Source organism: Gelatiniphilus marinus (assembly GCF_042684345.1).
GTDB lineage: Bacteria > Bacteroidota > Bacteroidia > Flavobacteriales > Flavobacteriaceae > Gelatiniphilus > Gelatiniphilus marinus.
Genome location: NZ_JBHULK010000001.1, coordinates 328721 through 350445, shown reverse-complemented (window position 1 = coordinate 350445; position 21725 = coordinate 328721). Strand labels below are relative to the sequence as shown.

Below are 21725 nucleotides of genomic sequence, written 5' to 3'. Positions count from 1 at the left end.
TTGTTAAACTAAAAATTTTAAATAGTACTGAAAATTAAGTTTCACTAATAATTATCGACATTTAAAATAACTTTAACCGACCGAAAACCCTTTATACTGAAGAAGCTGTTATTAATTTTAATAATAGCTTCTTTTGTTTTGCCCAAGTGTTGTTGCTTAGGTATCTTTACCAAGATATTTTTATAGAACTGGTTTCTAATTCTGCCTATGGGTGGCGACTCAGGCCCCAAAACATTAACCGTAAACACTTGCCGTAACGATTTAGCAAACCAAATCGAGGCATCATCTACCCGCTTGTAATCTTTGTGTTTTAAGGTTATTTTTATTTGTTTGTAAATGGGCGGGTATTTATAATTATACCTATCGTTCATTTGCTCGTTAAACATCTCAATATAATTACTGGTAGATACTTGTTGCAATATATTGTGATATGGATTGTACGTTTGAATTAACACTTTACCCCTTTCTTCCGTTCGTCCTGCCCTACCCGAAACCTGTAACATAAGTTGAAAACTGCGTTCGTGCGCTCTAAAATCAGGAAAATTTAACATATTATCGGCATTCATAATCCCTACCAACTTCACGTTTCTAAAATCCAAGCCTTTGGTTAGCATTTGTGTGCCCACCAAAATATCAATCTCTTGCTGCTCTAAAGCGGTAATTATTTTTTCGTAGCCGTATTTTCCGCGCGTCGTGTCTAAATCCATTCGTGCCACTTTATAATCTGGAAATAGCAGTTTTACTTCTTCTTCTATTTGCTCGGTACCAAAACCTTTATTATCTAAATCTTGACTTCCGCATGCCATACAATCCTGCAACATTGCCGAATTGTACCCACAATAATGACAACGCAATTGGTTACGGTATTGATGATACGTTAAACTTACATCGCAATTGGGGCATTGTGGCGAATGCCCGCAGGTTTTACATTCTATAATAGGCGAAAACCCGCGTCGGTTTTGAAACAATATTATTTGGTGCCCCGCTTTTAAGGTTTCGGTCATTTCCTCAAGCAATCTGTCGCTAAAATGCCCTTTCATCCGTTTCTTTTTCAGCTTTTCCTTTATATCGACCAACTCAATATCGGGCATCAATACATCATTAAATCTATGCATTAATTCCACAAAACCATACTTATTTTGTTTCGCATTAAAATAACTTTCCAAACTCGGTGTGGCCGAACCCAAAAGCACTTTAGCATTATGCATATTTCCTAAAACAACAGCAGTATCGCGCGCATGGTAACGCGGTGCGGGGTCGAATTGTTTGAATGATTGTTCGTGCTCTTCGTCAACCACTATTAATCCTAAATTATCAAAGGGTAAAAAAACAGATGAGCGCGCGCCTAAAACGATTTGCGCTTTCGCGGAATTTTGCAACACGTTATTCCAAACCTCAACACGTTCGTGCGATGAGTATTTTGAATGAAAAACAGCGACTTGCTCGCCAAAATAATTTTGCAATCGCGTTACCAATTGTGTGGTTAAGGCAATTTCGGGCAACAAATACAAGACTTGTTTTCCGGTGTTTATTGCGTCTTCAATCAGTTTTACATATACTTCGGTTTTTCCAGAAGATGTTACACCGTGTAATAATGTAACTGAATGGTTTTCAAAAGATTTTTTTATTTCGCTTAAAGCCGATTTTTGATGGTTGTTAAGGTTTTTTGTAGCTTCGTTGTCATCACCAGAATACTGCACACGATCGGTTTGAATATGATATTCTTCTAGAATACCTTTGTTAATCAAAGCTTTAATTATTGATACAGAAGCATCACTTTCATTTGACAAATCTGAAACTTTTACAGGTTTTTTTGTTTTTGCTGAAACAGAAAACAGTGTCATTACAACATCGCGCTGTTTTGGTGCTCGATTTAAATCTTCTAATAATTTTTGCAATGCGTTTTCAGAAGAAAAGTTTGCATGCAATTTTACATAACGCACCAATTTAGGTTTATACTTTTCGTAAACTTCTTCTTCAACAGTTATCGCTTCTTTTTCAATTAACCTCTTAATTACTGGCAATACATTCTTCTTATCTAAAATATTTGAAATGTCATGGATTTTTAACGAAGATTGGTGGTGCAAGGCTTCGTAAACCAAAAACTCATCGTCTTTTAAATCAGACTCATCAACCGTTTTTTTGTTTTTAGTAATTACGGTTTCGCTTTCTAAAATAAAAGCACTTGGTAATGCGGCGCGCATAACATCGCCCATTGTACACATGTAATAATTAGAAATCCATTGCCAAAGTTGCAATTGTTTTTGGTTTACAATTGGTGTGTCATCTAAAATTTGATGAATGTCTTTTGCCTGGTAAGCCGTTGGTGCTTGGTTATGAATTTTAGCAACAATACCCGTATATATTTTCGATTTCCCGAAAGGTACGGCAACACGCATGCCTGCTTTTAAAAAACGAGATTCAGAGGTGGTAATGCTATATGTAAATAGCTTTTGTAAGGGAATGGGAATAATTACATCGATAAAATACGGCATATGCTAACATTGTTTTCGAAGTTTGTTCAAAGATGCGTTTAATTCGTAACCAAGCAATAAAATATTTGCATTTAGCCACAAATAAAACAGCAGGATTAGCAGTGCGCCAATAGATCCGTAAAGCTTATTGTATTGCCCAAAATTATCAATATAAAGTCCGAAAAGATAAGACGATACAATAATAAGTATGGTAGTAAATAATGCACCAACAGAGAAAAACTTAGACTGTTTTCCTTCTTTGGTTCCAAAATAATACAAAGTTGCCGTTGCAATATATACCATAATTACAAAAAAGGCATATTTTGAGAATAATATCCATGCAATTCCAGAATCGGATTCGTCGATAAGCTCTCCACTAATACCTTCGTACAAAGGCGTTATTACATAAATTTGAAAATAGCCAAAAACGCCAACGGTAATTATAAGTAATAAAGCTAAAATAATAGCAACTCCCAATGCGTATAACCATTGCTTAAATACGTTACGCGTTAATTGTTTGTGATAAGAATGCTCGAACCCTGAAAATACGGCATTAACACCATTTGTCATTAATACAATTGATAAAATAAAAATTGAAGATAACAAACTCCCTTGGCTGCTTGTGCTAATATTATTAAAAATGTTATCGTTAAAAAATTCTGAAGTTTGAGGGGGCAAAAATGAATCTAAAAATATTAAAAATTCTGTCTGAAAGTTTTCGAATGGCAAAACAGGGATTACAATTATTATAAATAATAAAAACGGAAAAATTGCTGTAAAAAAACTAAAGGCAATGGCACTTGCTCTAGTTGTTAATGCGCCTTCAACAATGCCAATAACATACATTTCCAAAAGATTGTAAACAGAAAGCCCTTCAAACCCTGGTAATTTAATTTTCTTAAAAAAACGAACTATTATATTAATTACAGGGATTTTATCTAGTTTGTCTTCAATGGATTTGCTCACCGTATTGTTGTTTAATCTTTGTTAAGGGTTAATAGGCGGTCTTGGTGCGGTTTTAATCTATTAAAGTCTGTGCTTGTTAAAACCGGTTTTGATTACCAGCAGGTTACCAATACTAAAAAACTTGCCTAAACTGTATATTTACGGCCTGTTTTACAACCGCTAAACCCTCTATTTAATAGCCTTTAAACTTAAATCCATATTGTGTACAGCGTGCGTTAAAGCGCCACAGGATATGTAGTTTACACCACATTCGGCATAATGCCTAACGGTAGCTTCGTTAATGTTTCCAGAAGATTCGGTTAAGCAGGTGTTGCCTATCATTTTTACGGCTTTCCTGGTGTCTTCGTAATCAAAATTATCGAGCAGAATTCTGTAAATACCATCGTTTTCCAATATTTCCTTAACTTCAAAAAGGTTTCTTGCTTCAACCATAATTTCCAGATCCTTGCCGGTTTCGTTAAGGTAATCTTTGGTCATTTCAATAGCTTTTGTAATTCCTCCGGCAAAGTCTATGTGGTTGTCTTTTAGCATAATCATATCGTACAAAGCAAACCTGTGGTTTTCGCCACCACCTAATTTCACAGCCCATTTTTCCAGTACGCGAATCCCGGGGGTGGTTTTTCGGGTATCTAGAATCTTGGTGTTGGTACCTTCTAACAAATCTACAAATGTTCTGGTTTTGGTGGCAATAGCACTCATGCGTTGCATGGCGTTTAAAACGGTGCGTTCGGCTTTTAAAATAGATTGCGATGAGCCTTCAACATACATTACAATATCGCCAAAGGTAACCGGTGTGCCATCTTCAATACGCACATCCAGTTTTAAATTTTTATCAACGTACGCAAATACTTTTTTTGCGAAATTAACACCTCCAATAACACCCTTGTCTTTTACCAAGAGTTTTGCTTTTCCTTTGGCATTGGGTGGAATGCAAGCTAGAGAACTGTGGTCTCCGTCGCCAACATCTTCTCTTATGGCATTAGAAATTATGTATTTTAATTCGGTATCAAATTGCTCTTGTGTAATCATGTTTTAAAATTGTTTCTGCTAAAATAATAAAATGAAAAGTAAAAATTTAAAAAAACAAATTCCAAATTTTTAAAAAACCGGTATTAATGCCCAAGGTATAGAATTTTAAAGCAAAACATGTAATTTTGTTGCATGACCATAAAACTACTTGCTATAGGCAAAACCGACAATGCAGCACTGCAAGCGTTAATTAACGATTACAGCAAACGACTTGGGTTTTACATTAAATTTAACTTAGAGCTTATCCCAGATATTAAAAACTCTAAAAACCTTAGTGAAGCCCAACAAAAACAGAAAGAAGGCGAACTTATTTTAGCAAAACTAAAAGCCACAGATGTTTTAATTGTTTTAGATGAAAAGGGCAAAGCATTCGATTCTGTTGATTTTTCGAATTATTTGCAGAAGCACATGAATTCTGGCATCAAACAGCTTGTTTTTGTTATTGGAGGACCTTACGGTTTTTCTGAAGCTGTTTACAAAAAAGCGAATGGGAAAATATCGTTATCTAAAATGACATTTTCCCATCAAATGATTCGCTTGTTTTTTATTGAGCAACTCTACAGGGGCTTTACTATTTTAAGAAACGAGCCTTATCATCATAGGTAATTGTGAATTCAAAATTTAGAATTCCGAATTTATTAATGCGTTTTATAAACTTCTTTGCGCTTTTTAAGTTGGCGCTCTAAATCGCTTATGGTTTCTCTTACAGAAACCTCGAAATTATGCTCATTTGAAGTGGCAAAAATACGTGGCCCGGGCAAACTTAGCTCGATATTACAGATTTTACCTAAATCGTGCGCTTTGTCATCTTGTTTAAAATACACTTTGGCACTTATTAAAAAATCGTATCTATTAAATAATTTTTGTAGTTTTTCTTCTGTGAAAGCCGATAGGGTTTCACTTACATCTACATCTACATACTGAAAGTTAACTGTCATAGTCATTGGTTTTAATGTTCATTCAAATTTAAAAAAGATTTTAGTTTATAAATGTGATATTTATCATAATAAAATGATAAAAAATGCGGTATCATTCAAAAATCACTTTTTCGCTCATTTCAAACCAAGATGCATAAAAGGGTTGGTGGATTTTTTCTATACTATTGCGTTTTACCTTAAATGATGGTGTAATTAAATTGTTATCAACTGTCCAATCTTCTTTCATAACAATTACTTTTTCAATTTTTTCGTGTTTTTCTAAACTGGGGTTTGCGGTTCTTAAGGTTTCAATCAATAAATTAGATAGAATGTGCTTGGATTTTGCCCTACCAAGATCTGATAAGGTAACCAAAGCAATAGGCTGCGGAATACCGGTACCAACTACGCATATTTGCTCGATAGCTGGGTTTTTAGATAACAACAATTCAATATGCGAAGGCGAAATATACTTGCCTTTATCGGTTTTAAACTCATCTTTTGCACGACCCGTAATGGTTAAATACCCATCGTGGTCGTACTCGCCCTTGTCGCCGGTTTTAAAATAGCCTGCATCGTCGAAAACGCTGGCCGTTAGCTCTGGTGCTTTGTAATAGCCTGTCATTAAACAATTGTTTTTTATTAAAATCTCGCCTTGCGATGAAAACTTCACTTTAACGGTTTCCAGAGCCTTTCCAACAGTTCCTATTTTATTAACTCCCGGTCTTGTGGCATGCGAAATAATACAGTCTTCGGTCATGCCGTAAACCTGAAAAATCTCTATGTCTATTTTTTTAAACCAATGTATTAAGCTCGCCGATAATGGAGCTGCTCCAGAAACAATAAACGTTGCCGCTTTAAGGCCTAATTTTTTCTTTAGTTTGTTTTTAACCAAAAGGTTTACAAAAGGGATGTTTAATAAGATGGTTAATTTTTTCTGCGGAAGGTTCTCCAAGATTTTTTCTTGAAACTTGGCCCAAATTCGGGGTACTGCAAAAAACAAATGCGGCTGGCAAGCCTCTAAATCTGAAGCAAAGGTTTCCAAGGATTCCGGAAAAGAGAATTCTGCGCCAATAACAATACCGTGGGCACCAATACCTACCCGTTCGGCAACGTGGGCCAATGGCAAATACGAAAACAAACGTGGTGTCTCAGGCAACTTAATAACAGATTTAATTACCTGCATGCTTTCCATTATATTACCAACAGTATGCATAACGCCTTTTGGCATGCCCGTTGTGCCAGATGTGTATATAATGGTATGCAATTGGTTGGCATTAATGGTTGGCAGGCTTGCCAAAGGGTTTTGGGTTTTTACTATATCTTCCCATAAATCGCCTTCACCCTCACCAAAAAGCGATATACTTATTTTGTGAATATTGGGAATCCCAGATTTTTGTGACTCGTAATCGTCCAACTTCCCTATTATGATAGCTTTAGATTCGCTATGCTCTAAAATCTGACGGATAGATGTCGCGTTTAAAGTAGGGTAAATAGGAATGGAAACACAGTCTGCCATCATAATTGCCAAATCAGACAACAACCAATGGGCACAGTTTTTTGAGAGCAAAGCAATAGGGCTACGCTCTGGCAAATTATACGATTTTAGTTTGGAAGCGATTTTGCAAACCTCGTCTTTAGCTTCCTTAAAAGTATAGGTTAAAACCTTTCCGTTAACGGGCTGCTTTAAAAAAATACGATTTGGTGTTTTGTTTGCCCAATGCAAAAAGGCTTCGAGGGGCGATTTGAATATTGTCATATAAATTTTGGTTAGATTTTAAAGATATGAAAAAGCTATAAACCTAAATTAGTTTACTTTTGATTATTAATTATTTACACCAACATTTATGCAACTCGTTTTCGCAACAAACAACTTAAATAAATTAAAAGAAGTTCAAGCTTTAATACCGGCGCACATTAAACTTTTAAGCTTAAAGGATATTGGCTGTTTTGAGGAAGTGCCCGAAAACCAAAACACCATTGAAGGCAATGCCAAACAAAAAGCCACTTACATAAAACAACATTATGGTTACAATTGTTTTGCAGACGATACGGGCTTAGAGGTAGATGCCCTAAATGGTGCTCCCGGAGTATATTCGGCCCGATACGCTGGCGAGCAACGAAATGCCAACGACAATACCAACAAATTACTAAACGAGCTAAACCAGACAAAAAACCGAAGCGCCCAATTTAAAACCGTTATCTCTTTACAGCTAAATAACAAACAGCACACGTTTACCGGTATTTGCAAAGGCGAAATAACACATACCAAACAGGGCGAAAAAGGATTTGGCTACGACCCCGTTTTTAAACCCAACGGCTATAGTGAAACATTTGCCCAAATGGACCTAAACCTAAAGAACCGCATCGGGCATCGTGGAAAAGCCATAAAATTACTAGTAAATTATTTAAATTCGTAAAAGTTAAAAGTTCTGCTATAAAAATTTAAAATCTTGTTGTTTGTTAATTTTCTTTATGCTATTTTTAAGTTATGACAGAGGAAGCCATAGAAAAAGAAAACATAGCCATTGCCAAAGCCTACAAAGAGCTGCTAAAAGTAAGTTACCGTACACTATCCAACGAAGACAAAAAACTAATACGCAGCGCTTTTGATGTTGCTATCGATGCCCACAAAGACCAGCGTCGCAAATCTGGAGAAGCCTATATTTTCCACCCGCTGGCCGTAGCCAAAATTGTAGCCCAAGAAATTGGTTTGGATGCCACATCAATAGCAGCGGCCTTACTGCACGACGTGGTCGAAGATAGCGAAGATTATTCTATAACCGACATAGAGGGCATGTTTGGCGAAACCGTTGCCAAAATTGTAAACGGCCTCACTAAAATTTCGTCGCTAAAAAAAGATTTGGATGTATCGCTTCAAGCAGAGAATTTCCGTAAAATGCTGCTAACACTTAACGACGACGTACGGGTTATTATTATAAAAATCGCCGACAGGCTTCACAACATGCAAACCATGGATGCCATGCGCGACGATAAGCGGGTTAAAATAGCCTCGGAAACCTTATACATTTACGCCCCTTTGGCCCATAGAATTGGCTTGTACAACATTAAAAGCGAACTTGAAGATTTAGGCCTAAAATATATTGAACCCGAGGTTTACCTCGATATTCTAAACAAAATAAAAGAAAGTAAAGAAGACCAAGACAAGTACATAGCAGAATTTAGCGCGGTTTTAAAAAACTCGTTGGATAAAGAATTAAGCGATTACACCATTAAAGGACGGCCAAAATCCATTTTCTCAATTCGCAGGAAGATGCAAAACCAAGGCGTATCGTTCGATGAGGTTTACGATAAGTTTGCCGTAAGGATAATTTACAAAAGCGATGAGGCCAACGAAAAGTTTCTGGCGTGGAAAATCTACTCGATAGTAACCGACCACTTTAGACCCAACCCCATTCGCCTGCGCGATTGGATTTCTTCGCCCAAAACAACAGGTTACGAAGCACTGCACATTACAGTAATGGGACCCAAAGGACGCTGGGTAGAAGTACAGATTCGCAGTGAACGCATGAACGAAATTGCCGAAAAAGGTTATGCGGCACACTATAAATACAAACAAAACGACGAAAAAGAAGACAGTCTAGAAGCCTGGATAAACAAACTACAAGAAGCATTGGAAAACCCCGACACCAATGCCGTAGATTTTGTTGAGCAATTTAAACTAAACCTTTATTCCAAAGAAATATTTGTATTTACACCAACCGGAGAATTAAAATCCTTGCCCAAAGGCGCCACTTCTCTAGATTTTGCTTTTAACATACATACAGAAGTTGGCATGAAAACCCGTGGTGCCAAAGTAAACGGGAAATTAGTACCTTTAAGCCACGAGCTGCAAAGTGGCGACCAAGTACATATATTAACCTCTGAGTCTGCCAAACCCAATGCCAACTGGCTAGATTATGCAACAACCGCTAGAGCCAGAAGCAAAATTAAATCGGCTCTAAAAGAAGACAGAAAACGCATTGGAGAAGAAGGCAAAGAAATTTTAAGGCGCAAATTAAAACAGCTTAAAGTTACCCTAAACGAAGCCTCTGTTAACGAGCTAGTAAACTATTTTAAGCTAAAAACAAGTCTCGATTTATTTTACAGGGTAGGCATTGGCACTATAGACAATGCCATGCTAAAAAGTTACGCAGCGTCAAGAAGCAATGCTTTAATGAGTTTTATAAAGAATAAAATCTCGCGGAAGCAGCCCATAAAAAAAGAAGATTTAGAAAAAGACGAAGTTACCGCCAAATACGATTCGCTTGTATTTGGAAAAGAAGAAGAAAAACTGGACTATAAACTATCTAATTGCTGCAACCCTATCCCGGGCGATAATGTATTTGGCTTTTTAACCGTTTCCGAAGGCATTAAAGTACACAAAAACAATTGCCCCAATGCGGTAAGCCTACAATCTAACTATGCCTACAGAATCATGCCTGCAAAATGGATAGACGCATCGCAACAAGAATTTATGGCAAAAATTACACTTTCTGGAATAGACCACATTGGATTGGTTAACGAAATAACGAACATCATCTCCGAGAACATGCACGTTAACATGAAAAGCATAAGTTTTGAAAGTAACGACGGCCTGTTTTCGGGTAAAATAAACGTTGTTGTAAAAAACAATACCATTATAAAAAGACTAATAGATAAGCTTAAAAAAATTAATGGTATAGACAAGGTTATCAGGGTTTAAGCCTCTTAAACAAAACCACCAACCGTTTTAAGCAACTTCCTTATTTTTTGTGTTTTACCATTTATAATTCCAAAGCAAACAGCAGTTAAATTATTGTAAAAAAAATCCACCCACTATTTCTAAACAATCATTAAAAAAAGTGTAAATTTGCCATCTACGTTATGGAAACAAAAGCAGACACCAAAAATCAGGAAATAGTTAAAAGCGTATTTACCAGCTTTTTAGAAAACAAGGGCCACCGAAAAACCCCCGAACGTTACGCCATACTTAAAGAAATTTATATTTGTAACGACCATTTCGATATAGAGTCTTTGTACCTAAACATGAAAAATAAAAACTATCGCGTATCGCGCGCCACACTTTACAACACCATAGAACTGCTCTTGGAATGTGGCTTGGTAAGAAAGCACCAGTTTGGGCAAAGCCATGCACATTACGAAAAATCGTATTTCGACAGACAGCACGACCATGTAATCTTAACCGATACGGGTGAAGTAATCGAGTTTTGCGACCCGCGTATTCAATCCATAAAAAAAACCATCGAAGAAGTATTTGATATCGAAATAAACAATCATTCTCTTTATTTTTACGGAAACAGAAAAAAACCTGAATCAAATCAGGATAAATAAACAACAAATAACATATTAAAAATGGCAGTAGATTTACTACTAGGGTTACAATGGGGAGACGAAGGCAAAGGAAAAATTGTTGACGTACTTACAACCAACTACAATATTATAGCACGTTTTCAAGGTGGCCCAAACGCTGGACACACTTTGGTTTTTAACGGAAAAAAACACGTGCTGCACACCATTCCGTCTGGGATTTTTCACGACGAAGCCACAAATTTGGTAGGCAACGGCGTGGTTATAGATCCGGTTATCTTTAAAAAAGAGCTGGACAAGTTAGAAGAACAAGATATCGATTATAGAAAATCGCTTCTTATTTCCCGCAAAGCACATATTATCTTACCAACACACCGCTTATTAGATGCTGCAAGCGAAGCCTCAAAAGGAAAAGCCAAAATTGGCTCAACCTTAAAAGGTATTGGTCCAACTTATATGGATAAAACAGGACGAAACGGTATTCGTGTGGGCGATCTAGAATTAAGCGATTGGAAAAAACGCTACCGAGCTTTGGCCAATAAGCACGAATCGATGATTGCTTTTTATGATGCCGATGTTCAATACGATTTAGACGAACTTGAAAAAGAATTTTTTGAAGCTATCGAGGTTTTAAAATCTTTAAAACTCATGGATTCTGAAGAATATATATATCAAGCACAAAAATCTGGACAAACCATTTTAGCCGAAGGTGCTCAAGGCTCGTTATTAGATATTGATTTTGGCACCTACCCGTTTGTAACCTCAAGCAATACTACGGCTGCTGGAGCATGTACCGGTTTGGGCGTATCTCCAAATCAAATCGGTGAGGTTTTCGGGATTTTTAAAGCCTATACAACCCGTGTGGGTTCTGGCCCGTTCCCAACCGAATTGTTTGATAAAGACGGGGAAACCATGGCCAAAGTAGGCAACGAATTTGGAGCCACTACTGGACGTGCAAGACGTTGCGGTTGGCTCGATTTAATTGCCTTAAAATACGCCTGTCAAGTAAACGGGGTCACCCAACTTATGATGATGAAAGGCGATGTACTTTCCGGTTTTAAAACCCTGAAAGTGTGTACCGCTTATAAATACAAAGGTGATATTATTCATCATTTTCCGTATAATATCGACCCAGAAAACGTACAACCCGTTTACACAGAATTTAATGGTTGGGCTGAAGATTTAACCGAAATGTCTGAAGCTTCACAATTACCAAAAGCGTTAAACGAATACATAGAATTTTTAGAAAAAGAACTGGAAATCCCTATTACCATAGTATCTGTTGGCCCTGATAGAAAACAGACTATTTTTAGGAAGCAGTTGGTTTCTTAAAAAACATAAGATTTTTTTTTAAAACGCTTCAATCCTTTTAGAAATAAAGTATTGAAGCGTTCTTCATTTCACCATAAATCATAAAAAAAACACAACAGATAATTAAACCTCATTATTATCGTTATTTTTGCTACAAACAAATATTACTTTGAAACTATCACATTTCTTTTATATCCTACTTTTTATTGGCTTTGGCAACTCTAAATTTTGTCAAGCTCAAAAAAAAATAAAAATAGAATACGCAGGTTTTTTCGATATAAATGAAGAGAAATACCCCGGTGCAACCATTCTTACCCGTAACGATCAACAGCAAGTACACATTATTCACGGTGGCATAAACATGTGGTGCGACCAAGCCATACATTTTAAAAATGAAGACTTTGTAGAAGCCTACGGAAGCGTTATTGTAAAACAAGGCGACACTATTAATATGACCTCTAAATATGTTGAGTACAGCGGCAAAACACAATTAGCATTTGCCAGCGGCGATGTGGTTCTAGAAAACCCAGATTCTAAAATCTCATCAGACACCCTGTATTTCGACCGTGTAAAACAACAAGCATTTTACAGAAATGGTGGCCACGTGCAAATCGATTCATCGGGAACCATTACCAGTAAAATTGGACGTTACTATATGGACGCTAAAAAATACCAATTTGTTGAAGATGTGATTTTAACCAACGATAGTACCGTGGTAAAATCTAATTATTTCGATTTTTATGACGAAACCAAACATGCTTATTTATTTGGCCCTTCAACCATAACCACGCCCGAAAGTGTAACCTATTGCGAAAAAGGTTTTTACGATACCGAAAATAAAATTGGATACGCCGTAAAAAAAGCCAAAATAGATTACAACAATAGAACCATAAAAGGCGATAGTCTGTACTTTGATAATAACACCAGTTTTGCATCGGCAACCAACAATATTACCGTAATCGACACCTTAAACAAAAGTGTGGTAAAAGGCCATTACGCCGAGGTTTTTAAAGCAAAAGATTCCATGTTTATTACAAAACGTGCGTTAGCGATTACGGTACAGCAAAAAGACTCGATTTACATACACGCCGATACGCTTATGGTTACGGGCAAACCCGAAAAAAGAATTACCAGGGCCTTTAGAAATGCGCGCCTTTATAAAAGCGATATGAGTGCCAAGGCAGACTCCATACACTCCAACCAAGAAACTGGCTTAACGCAGCTTATAAACATCTCGAAATTTGATAGCAATGATGCCTTTTCGGTAAAACGAAAACCCATTCTTTGGAATATTGAAAACCAAATGACAGGGGATACCATTCATTTAAAATCGAATCCAGAAACCGAAAAACTAGATTCGCTTATTGTGTTTAATAATGCATTCATTATAAGCAAAGACACCTTAGGCACTGGCTACAATCAAATAAACGGGAAAACCCTAATTGGTTTGTTTGATGATAAAAATGAGTTGTATCAAGTCGATATTTTAAAAAATGCACAATCTATTTATTATTTTAGAAATGATGAAAATGAACTGGTTGGCATCGACAAATCGAAATCTGGTAGCATTAAAATTTTAATAGAAAACAGAGACATTGAAGAAGTGCGGAAAGTCAATCAAATAGATGGCGATATTTACCCAGAATCAAAATATCCAGAAAACGAAAAACTTTTAAAAGGCTTCGATTGGCGCGAAGATGAACGCCCAAATAGTGTTGAAGATTTGTTTAAAGACGATCCGCCATTGGTTTTACCCCTTATAAAAGGATTGGAAGATTATGTGCCCCAGGAAGAATTCTTTGATGAAGATATGCTTGAACGTGTTGAAAAAGCAGATAAAGAAGCCAAACCAACCTCGATAGGAAAACCCAAAGAATCAAGAAATTTACCAAAACCTTCCAAAACTAAACTTGTCCCGCCCAAACAAATAGCATCAGAAAAAAAGAAATCATCAAATCCTAATTAATGCTTCAAAAGGAACAGTAATAAATGACATCAGATTTCTTTACATACCAAGCGCAAACCTCACCGCATCCCTTAGCCATGGAGATTTCGCATGCCAATGGCTCTTACATTTACGATACCAACAATAAAGCATACCTCGATTTTGTTGCAGGTGTTTCGGCTTGTACTCTAGGGCACAATCACCCAAAAGTGGTTAACGCCATAAAATCGCAATTGGAAAAATATATGCACGTTATGGTTTATGGCGAATACATCCAAAAACCAGCGGTTGAACTCACGAAGCTTTTAGCAAAACACCTTCCTGCTTCTTTAGAAAAAACCTATTTAACCAATTCTGGTACCGAAGCTATTGAAGGTGCATTAAAATTAGCAAAACGCGCCACAGGGCGAAGCGAAATTATTGCAGCAAATAAAGCGTATCACGGTAATACAATGGGTTCGATGAGCGTTATGGGGTTTGAAGAACGCAAACAAGCATTCCGCCCATTACTGCCACATGTTAAATTTATAGATTTCAATAATAATGAAGATTTGAAACACATAACAACAAAAACCGCTTGTATAATTTTAGAAACCATTCAAGGTGGCGCAGGTTTTATCGAGCCCAAAAACAACTATTTGGAAAAAGTAAGACACCGTTGTAACGAGGTTGGCGCCCTACTCATTTTAGACGAAATCCAACCCGGAATTGGCAGAACCGGTAAGCTTTTCGGGTTTCAGCATTACAATTGCATCCCAGATATTTTAGTTACCGGCAAAGGCTTGGGAGGTGGCATGCCCATTGGTGCGTTTACGGCCTCAAGCAAGCTTATGGATTTATTAAGCAACAACCCTAAATTGGGCCATATTACAACCTTTGGTGGGCATCCGGTTATCGCAGCCTCGGCTTTGGCAACTTTGCAGGAAGTAACGCAAAGCACGCTAATGCAACAAGCTTTGGAAAAAGAACAGCTTTTCCGTCAACTTTTAGTGCATCCGCTCATTAAAGAAATTCGCGGCAAAGGATTAATGCTAGCACTCGTTACACCTTCAAATGCTGTGGCAAATGCACTAATTCTTAAATCGCAAGATGCCGGCTTAATACTTTTCTGGCTGCTTTTCGAGCCCAAAGCGGTAAGAATTACGCCGCCGTTAACTATTTCAAATAAGGAAATCATTAAAGGTTGTACATTAATAATCGATATTTTAAACACTTTACACTCCCCAATATAATTTTCAACCCACTGAAAACCAACACCAAACAACAAAAAAACGGCAATTGCGGCACAACTGTTGATTACTTTGTTAAAAACATTTAATGCATAAGCTTTATAAATTAGAATAGAACCTTAATTTTATTAAAGTTGAAACTTACAACCTGCCTATGGAGTTTAGTCAAAACGACAATAACAATTTACCGCTAACAAAGTTTGAATCGATGCTAAAAACCAACCATGTTTTGTTCTTCGATTCAGAAGAATTTGAAAACATTATTCACCACTACCTCAACCAAGGTAAAGTGGCTTTGGCCAAAAAAGCGATTAAACTGGGTTTAGACCAACACCCTACTTCAATCAATTTAAAGCTCTTTAAAGTAGAGGTTTATGTTTTTGAAGACAAACTCTTGGAAGCCGATGCTTTGTTAAACGACCTTTACAGTTTAGACCCCCTAAATGAAGAGATTTACATTCAGAAAGCCAATATATTATCTAAAAAAGACGAGCATTTAAAAGCTATAGAGGTTTTAAAACAAGCATTAAAACTTACAGATGATGTAATAGACCTGTATGCACTAATAGGAATGGAGCATCTTTTTTTAGACCAATTTGAAGAAGCTAAGGCATGCTTTATAAAATGCCTAGAGCAGGATATAGAAGATTATTCGGCACTTTACAACGTAATTTATTGCTTCGAGTTTCTTAACCAAAACGAAGACGCCATAGCTTACCTAAATACATTCTTAGACAAAAACCCTTATTGCGAAGTCGCTTGGCACCAATTAGGAAAACAATATGTGGCTCTAAAAAAACACAAAAAAGCACTGGCTGCTTTCGATTTTGCCATTATATCAGACGATACCTTTGTTGGTGCTTATTTAGAACGCGGAAAGGTGCTCGAAAATTTAAGGCGCTTTGAAGATGCCATTGAAAACTATAATATGTCGCTTCAATTGGATGACCCCACATCTTTTGCCCTGTTGCGCATTGGCAAATGCTACGAAAAGTTAAAACAAGACGATTTAGCCGTTCAATACTATTACAAAACCGTTCACGAAGACCCATTGCTCGATAAAGGATGGATTGCCATTACAAAATTCCACATCAGAAAAAAAGATTACAAAAAAGCCCTTTACTACATAAACAAGGCTATTAATATAGACTCGGAAAACGTACACTACTGGAAAGCTTACGCTTTAATTAACCAACGCTTAAATTTATTTGAAGAAGCAGAACGCGGTTATAAAAAAACCCTGGAATTGGGCAATTACGAATTAAATACGTGGTTGTCGCGTGGTGATATACTTATTAAATTAGGCGAGCTAGAAGCTGCAATTTATAATTTTGAACAAGCTGTAGAGTTCTATCCAGATAATGCCGAAATAGAATACCGATTAGCCGGACTCTATTTTTCTATAAACGAAATAAACAAAGGAACATTTTATTTAAAAAACGGGCTAAGGCACAACCAAGCATTTAACTTTATAATCGAAGAGCTTTTCCCTGAAGTTTCTAACAAAATTATTGTAAAAAACTTACTTAAAACAAATCTTTAATCCAACGATAATTTTAACCATCAGTAATTTTAAACAAACAAAGCGCATTTTTTTTTTCTAATTAGAAAGCTAAAAAGAGGACTTATCGCTTGCTTTAGCCTATTTATATTTTTAGCAAAAAAGAAAAAAGAATGTGTTATTACGGCCTTTTCAGATAGAAATTGGTAGTAAAATGCATACCTTTGGCCTCTGCTTAAAAAACAACTTATGCAAAGACGTTTTAAAGATTATTTAGTGGTTTCCTTAAAAGGCATTGCCATGGGCGCAGCCGATGCGGTTCCTGGCGTATCTGGCGGAACCATAGCTTTTATCTCTGGTATTTACGAAGAATTAATTGCTACTATAAGCAATGTTAATCTTTCATTGTTCAAAACCCTTTTTACCAAAGGTTTAAAAGCGTTTTGGCAACAAGCCAACGGCAACTTTTTAACTGCGCTATTAATAGGCATCATTGTAAGTTTTGTATCGTTTATGCGGCTTGCCAAATATTTATTAGAGTACCACCCCATTCTCATTTGGTCGTTTTTTTTCGGCCTAATTGTAGCCAGTATCTATTTTGTGGGCAAACAAATTACCAAATGGAACCTTGCCGTAATCATATCCTTAATTATTGGTGCTTGCATTGCTTTTTATATTACAACGCTGCCTGCTTTGGCAAATAACGATAACCCTTGGTTTTTATTTTTGGCAGGTGCCATTGCTATTTGCGCCATGATACTTCCCGGTATCTCGGGCTCTTTTATTTTAATAATTCTTGGTGCTTATAAAACATTAAGTGATGCTTTACACGATTTTGATATAAAAAAAATAGCCATTTTTACATTTGGTGCCATAATAGGTTTATTAAGTTTTAGTCGTGTTTTAAAATGGCTGTTTAAGCATTATCACAATATCACATTGGCGTTACTTACTGGGTTTATATTTGGATCTTTAAATAAAGTTTGGCCTTGGAAAAGAACCCTAACATGGCACACCAACTCAAAAGGCATAAAAAATCCTCTGCAAGTAGAGAGCATCTCCCCTTTTTCGTTTAATGGCGACAACCAATTTAACATGGCCTTAGGTTTAATGCTTCTCGGTTTTTTAACTATTTTTATTCTTGAAAAATTAGGCTCTAAAAAATTATAATGCAAAGCACCCGAACCTTTACAGACAAGCTTTTCCTTATCCTAAAAGGGTTGGGTATGGGTGCTGCCAACAAAGTTCCCGGGGTTTCTGGTGGTGTTGTAGCCTTTGTAGCTGGTTTTTATGAAGAGTTTATCTACTCGCTTCAAAAGGTAAATAGTAAAGCTTTCAAACTACTTGTTAACGGACGCTTTAAAAGCTTTTATCAATATATTAACGGACGTTTTTTGGGCCTGCTCTTTTTTGGGATGGTAGTAAGCTATTTTAGTGTTTCGAAAATATTGGATTATTTAATAAAACATTACGAACTGTTTGTTTGGAGTGTTTTCTTTGGCATGATAATCGGTTCAATTTATTACATCTACAAAGATTTTGAAGATTGGAATTACAGAACATATCTATCATTATTCATAGGAATTGCACTAGGTGTAAGCATCAGTTTTTTAAATCCTGCTAAAGAAAACGATAACCTTTGGTTTGTGTTTTTCTGCGGAATAATTAGCGTTTCGGGCATGACGCTTCCGGGGTTTTCTGGCTCGTTTATTCTTATTCTTTTGGGTAATTATGTGTTGCTTTTAGTCGATTCGGTTAACGCTTTATTCGATACGGTTTCAGATATTTTTAGAGGCGATTTTAGTTTTTTTGAAAACCCAGAACGCATTAGAATGCTAAAGGTGCTCACTGTTTTTACCTTGGGTTCGGTAACTGGTTTGGTAACGTTTTCGCATTTGCTCAATTATATTTTAAAACATTACAAAAGCATCACTCTTTCTGCTATTATTGGTTTTATTGTCGGGTCTTTAGGTGTGGTTTGGCCCTGGAAAAAAACCATTTACCAAATAAACGACAACGGCAGTTTTATATTAGACTCAACCGGAGAAAAAATAATTGCTAATTACAAACGCTTTGTGCCAGAGCTAAACACAGAAACCTTTTATGCTACATTATTTATTATTTTGGGTATTGGTATTGTTTTAGCACTTGAAATTTACGGTAAAAAAACACGAAAAATAAAATGAACAAATTAGGGCTTTTAGGTAAAAACATATCCTACTCATTTTCAAAAACATATTTTAAAAAAAAGTTTGAAGATGAAAAAATAGATAATACAACTTACGAAAATTTTGATATAGATTCTATAAATCTGTTGCCTTCAATCATAAAAAACACCCAAGGTTTAAAAGGGCTAAATGTTACCATTCCGTACAAAGAACAGGTTATCCCGTTTCTTGATAAACTAAACAAAAAAGCCAGTGCCATTGGTGCGGTAAACACCATAAAAATAACAAAAAAAGGCAAGCTTGTAGGCTATAACACAGACTGCTACGGCTTTAAAAAATCATTAAAACCTGCATTAAAATCGCAGCATAAAAAAGCATTAATCTTAGGTACGGGCGGCGCCAGCAAAGCTATTGCTTATAGTTTAAAAGAACTCGATATTGCTTATAGCTACGTATCCAGAAAAGCTTCAAAAGGCATAGATTTTACATATCGCACACTTTCTGAAGACATTGTAAAAGAGCATCAAATTATTATCAACTGTACGCCATTGGGCACATTTCCAAACCTAAGCGACTGCCCAGATATTCCGTATAAAGGCATTACAAAAAACCATATTTTATTCGATTTAATATACAACCCCAAAGAAACCCTCTTTCTTAAAAAAGGTAAATCAAGCGGTGCAAAAACCATTAACGGATTAAACATGCTTAAATTTCAAGCAGAAAAGGCTTGGTCTATATGGAATTTGTAATAAAAAATCTACCGAAACCATTAAAAGCAGCACTAACACTTTGTAAATACTAGAGTTGTTACTATCTTTAAACCTTAAAGCATATTACGAACCTAAACATTTTTTAAAATGTCTGAGATAGATAACCTGCAAAAAGCAGACGGAAAAGAAGAAAACAAATTGCCCATTGCAAATGAAGATACCGGTGAAAACACATCATTGGAAAACAATACCGCATCTACTGAAGAACCCCCTACAGCAATTAATAAAGAAGAGCCTTCGGTTGAAATCGCCAAAGAAAGCAAAACACCCGAAGATGAAGACGTAATAAACGAGATTGAAGAATCGAATGCTGAAGATGCTGAAGACGAAGGCAATAAAGAAAGGCACAGCATTGCAGTAAAAGAATACGACAAAATGTCGTTGGAATCTCTTGCCATAGAGTTGGAAAAACTGTTGAAAAACGAAAAAATCCAAGCTATAAAATCTCATGTAAACGATATAAACAATGAGTTTAAAACAAAATTCCAGGCTTTTTTAGACGAGAAAAAAACAGAGTTTTTAAACGATGGTGGCAACGAAATAGATTTCTATTACTCTTCACCCGTACAAAAACGATTTAAAACAGCTTACAAAGCCTACCGAAACAAGCTAAACGAACATTATAAAAGTTTAGAGAAAAACCTAAAGCAAAATTTAGCCGACAAGCTTGAAATAATTGAAGAGCTAAAAGGTTTGCTTAACGTAGAAGAAAACATAAACACCACATACAAACATTTTAAAGAACTACAAGAACGCTGGAGAAACACAGGTCCAATTCCAAGAGACAAATACAACAATGCCTGGAACTCTTACCACCACCACGTAGAGCGCTTTTATGATTTTTTACACCTAAACAGAGACCTACGCGATTTAGATTTTAAGCATAATCTAGACAAAAAATTAAAAATAATCGAGCGTGCCGAAGAGCTGGCCAAAGACGATAATGTAATGCGTGCTTTTAGAGAGCTACAAGAGCTTCATAAAATGTGGAAAGAAGAACTTGGTCCTGTATCCAGAGAACACCGTGAAGCCATCTGGGAGCGTTTTAAAGCAGCTACAAAAATAATTAACGACAAACGGCAAGAATATTACAAAGAAATCGATAAGGTTTACGAAAAAAACCTTGAAAACAAACTCGAAATCATTTTAAAAATAGAAGCCATAAGCCAACAAGAAAGCAAAACCCACAGTGCTTGGCAAAAAAGGATAAAAGAAGTAGAAACCTTGCGAAACGCCTTTTTTAATGCAGGGAAAGTGCCCCTAAAAGTTAACGAATCCACTTGGGCAAAATTTAAAGATTCGGTTAGGGCTTTTAACAAAAAGAAAAACGCATTTTACAAAGGCTTAAAAAAAGAACAATACGACAACCTCCAGAAAAAATTAGAGCTCATTAAAATTGCCGAAGACAACAAAGACAGCGAAGACACAAAAGTTACTACGGCCTTAATGAAAAAAATACAAAGCGATTGGAAAAAAATTGGCCATGTACCACGAAAAGACAGCGATAAAATATGGAAACAATTTAAAACAGCTTGCAATTATTATTTTGATAAATTAAACGCCAACAGAAATGCAGCAAGCCAAGAACAGCATGATGCCTATAATAAAAAACAAGAGCTATTAAATACTTTAAAAGACCTAAGTTTAACAGGCGATAAAGACAAAGACCTGGCAACACTTAAAACCCAAATAGATGCCTGGAAAAATATTGGAAGGGTACCAAACGACAAGCGCTACATTGAAGGTAAATTCAATAAAACACTTGAAGGTTTGTTCTCAAGTTTGAAAATGGACAAGAACACTATTGAGATGATTAAATACGAAAACAAATTAGACAACCTTAACAGTAGTGACAACAATACCAGAAACCTTGATAACGAACGCGTTTTTATAAGAAAAAAAATAGACGAAGTTAAGAGCCAAATCAACCAATTGGAAAATAACTTGCAGTTTTTTACAAACGTAGATGACGACAACCCGTTGGTAAAAGAAGTACACAACAATATTGCTGAGCACAAAAAAGCCCTTGCTCTCTGGAAAACCAAACTTAGTAAAGTAAAAGACCTATATTAAAAGGGAGCACCACAATACATTTACAAGTTTAA

At 36.2% G+C, this 21725-nt stretch carries 17 protein-coding genes; 12 read left to right on the top strand and 5 right to left on the bottom strand.

Annotation, left to right across the window (positions count from 1 at the left end; genetic code table 11):
- Positions 1 to 44: 44 nt before the first annotated feature.
- The 3 genes from priA to nadC form a co-directional block, all read right to left on the bottom strand.
- On the bottom strand, positions 45 to 2495 hold the full coding sequence (gene priA / locus ACFSQS_RS01545; RefSeq protein WP_388013020.1) for a replication restart helicase PriA: 2451 nt from the start codon (positions 2493 to 2495) through the stop codon (positions 45 to 47).
- Between the two features lie 3 nt (positions 2496 to 2498).
- A complete protein-coding gene (locus ACFSQS_RS01540; RefSeq protein ID WP_388013017.1) occupies positions 2499 to 3440 on the bottom strand; it encodes a YihY/virulence factor BrkB family protein in 942 nt (313 codons plus the stop codon).
- A gap of 168 nt (positions 3441 to 3608) precedes the next feature.
- Positions 3609 to 4469 carry a carboxylating nicotinate-nucleotide diphosphorylase gene (nadC, locus tag ACFSQS_RS01535; protein WP_388013014.1) on the bottom strand — a complete coding sequence of 287 codons (861 nt, stop codon included), beginning with the start codon at positions 4467 to 4469 and terminating at the stop codon, positions 3609 to 3611.
- 132 nt (positions 4470 to 4601) lie between these two features.
- Here nadC and rlmH point away from each other — a divergent pair, with 132 nt between their 5' ends.
- Positions 4602 to 5075: a 23S rRNA (pseudouridine(1915)-N(3))-methyltransferase RlmH gene (gene rlmH, locus ACFSQS_RS01530; protein ID WP_388013011.1), complete on the top strand. Its 474-nt coding sequence runs from the start codon at positions 4602 to 4604 to the stop codon at positions 5073 to 5075.
- 32 nt (positions 5076 to 5107) lie between these two features.
- On the opposite strand, the gene hpf is transcribed toward rlmH, so the two are convergent.
- Together hpf and ACFSQS_RS01520 are read right to left on the bottom strand one after the other, a co-directional pair.
- Entirely contained in the window at positions 5108 to 5407 is a 300-nt protein-coding gene (hpf, locus tag ACFSQS_RS01525) for a ribosome hibernation-promoting factor, HPF/YfiA family (RefSeq protein ID WP_388013008.1), read from the bottom strand.
- Positions 5408 to 5498: 91 nt separating this feature from the next.
- On the bottom strand, positions 5499 to 7142 hold the full coding sequence (locus tag ACFSQS_RS01520) for an AMP-binding protein (RefSeq protein WP_388013005.1): 1644 nt from the start codon (positions 7140 to 7142) through the stop codon (positions 5499 to 5501).
- Positions 7143 to 7230: 88 nt separating this feature from the next.
- Between ACFSQS_RS01520 and ACFSQS_RS01515 the strand changes: the two genes are divergently transcribed.
- The 11 genes from ACFSQS_RS01515 to ACFSQS_RS01465 all read left to right on the top strand — a co-directional run bounded on the left by ACFSQS_RS01515 (position 7231) and on the right by ACFSQS_RS01465 (position 21693).
- The gene (locus ACFSQS_RS01515; protein WP_388013002.1) at positions 7231 to 7803 is read left to right on the top strand and encodes a non-canonical purine NTP diphosphatase; all 573 of its coding nucleotides are present in this window, start codon (positions 7231 to 7233) and stop codon (positions 7801 to 7803) included.
- A gap of 71 nt (positions 7804 to 7874) precedes the next feature.
- A complete protein-coding gene (locus tag ACFSQS_RS01510; protein ID WP_388012999.1) occupies positions 7875 to 10088 on the top strand; it encodes a RelA/SpoT family protein in 2214 nt (737 codons plus the stop codon).
- Positions 10089 to 10249: 161 nt separating this feature from the next.
- Entirely contained in the window at positions 10250 to 10717 is a 468-nt protein-coding gene (locus ACFSQS_RS01505; protein WP_388012996.1) for a Fur family transcriptional regulator, read from the top strand.
- 21 nt (positions 10718 to 10738) lie between these two features.
- On the top strand, positions 10739 to 12025 hold the full coding sequence (locus ACFSQS_RS01500; RefSeq protein WP_388012993.1) for an adenylosuccinate synthase: 1287 nt from the start codon (positions 10739 to 10741) through the stop codon (positions 12023 to 12025).
- Between the two features lie 148 nt (positions 12026 to 12173).
- Positions 12174 to 13970, top strand: a complete 1797-nt coding sequence (locus ACFSQS_RS01495; RefSeq protein WP_388012990.1) for an OstA-like protein — start codon at positions 12174 to 12176, stop codon at positions 13968 to 13970.
- Positions 13971 to 13993: 23 nt separating this feature from the next.
- Complete coding sequence (locus ACFSQS_RS01490; RefSeq protein WP_388012987.1) at positions 13994 to 15181, top strand: aspartate aminotransferase family protein; 1188 nt, start codon at positions 13994 to 13996, stop codon at positions 15179 to 15181.
- Positions 15182 to 15332: 151 nt separating this feature from the next.
- Positions 15333 to 16721, top strand: coding sequence for a tetratricopeptide repeat protein (locus ACFSQS_RS01485; RefSeq protein WP_388012984.1), 1389 nt, complete (start codon positions 15333 to 15335; stop codon positions 16719 to 16721).
- A gap of 207 nt (positions 16722 to 16928) precedes the next feature.
- Complete coding sequence (locus tag ACFSQS_RS01480) at positions 16929 to 17849, top strand: DUF368 domain-containing protein (RefSeq protein ID WP_388012981.1); 921 nt, start codon at positions 16929 to 16931, stop codon at positions 17847 to 17849.
- Positions 17849 to 18865, top strand: a complete 1017-nt coding sequence (locus tag ACFSQS_RS01475) for a DUF368 domain-containing protein (protein WP_388012978.1) — start codon at positions 17849 to 17851, stop codon at positions 18863 to 18865. The genes ACFSQS_RS01480 and ACFSQS_RS01475 overlap by 1 nt, the downstream gene beginning before the upstream one ends.
- Positions 18862 to 19599, top strand: a complete 738-nt coding sequence (locus ACFSQS_RS01470) for a shikimate dehydrogenase family protein (protein ID WP_388012975.1) — start codon at positions 18862 to 18864, stop codon at positions 19597 to 19599. The genes ACFSQS_RS01475 and ACFSQS_RS01470 overlap by 4 nt, the downstream gene beginning before the upstream one ends.
- 108 nt (positions 19600 to 19707) lie before the next feature.
- The gene (locus tag ACFSQS_RS01465; protein ID WP_388012972.1) at positions 19708 to 21693 is read left to right on the top strand and encodes a DUF349 domain-containing protein; all 1986 of its coding nucleotides are present in this window, start codon (positions 19708 to 19710) and stop codon (positions 21691 to 21693) included.
- The last annotated feature ends 32 nt before the right edge of the window (positions 21694 to 21725 follow it).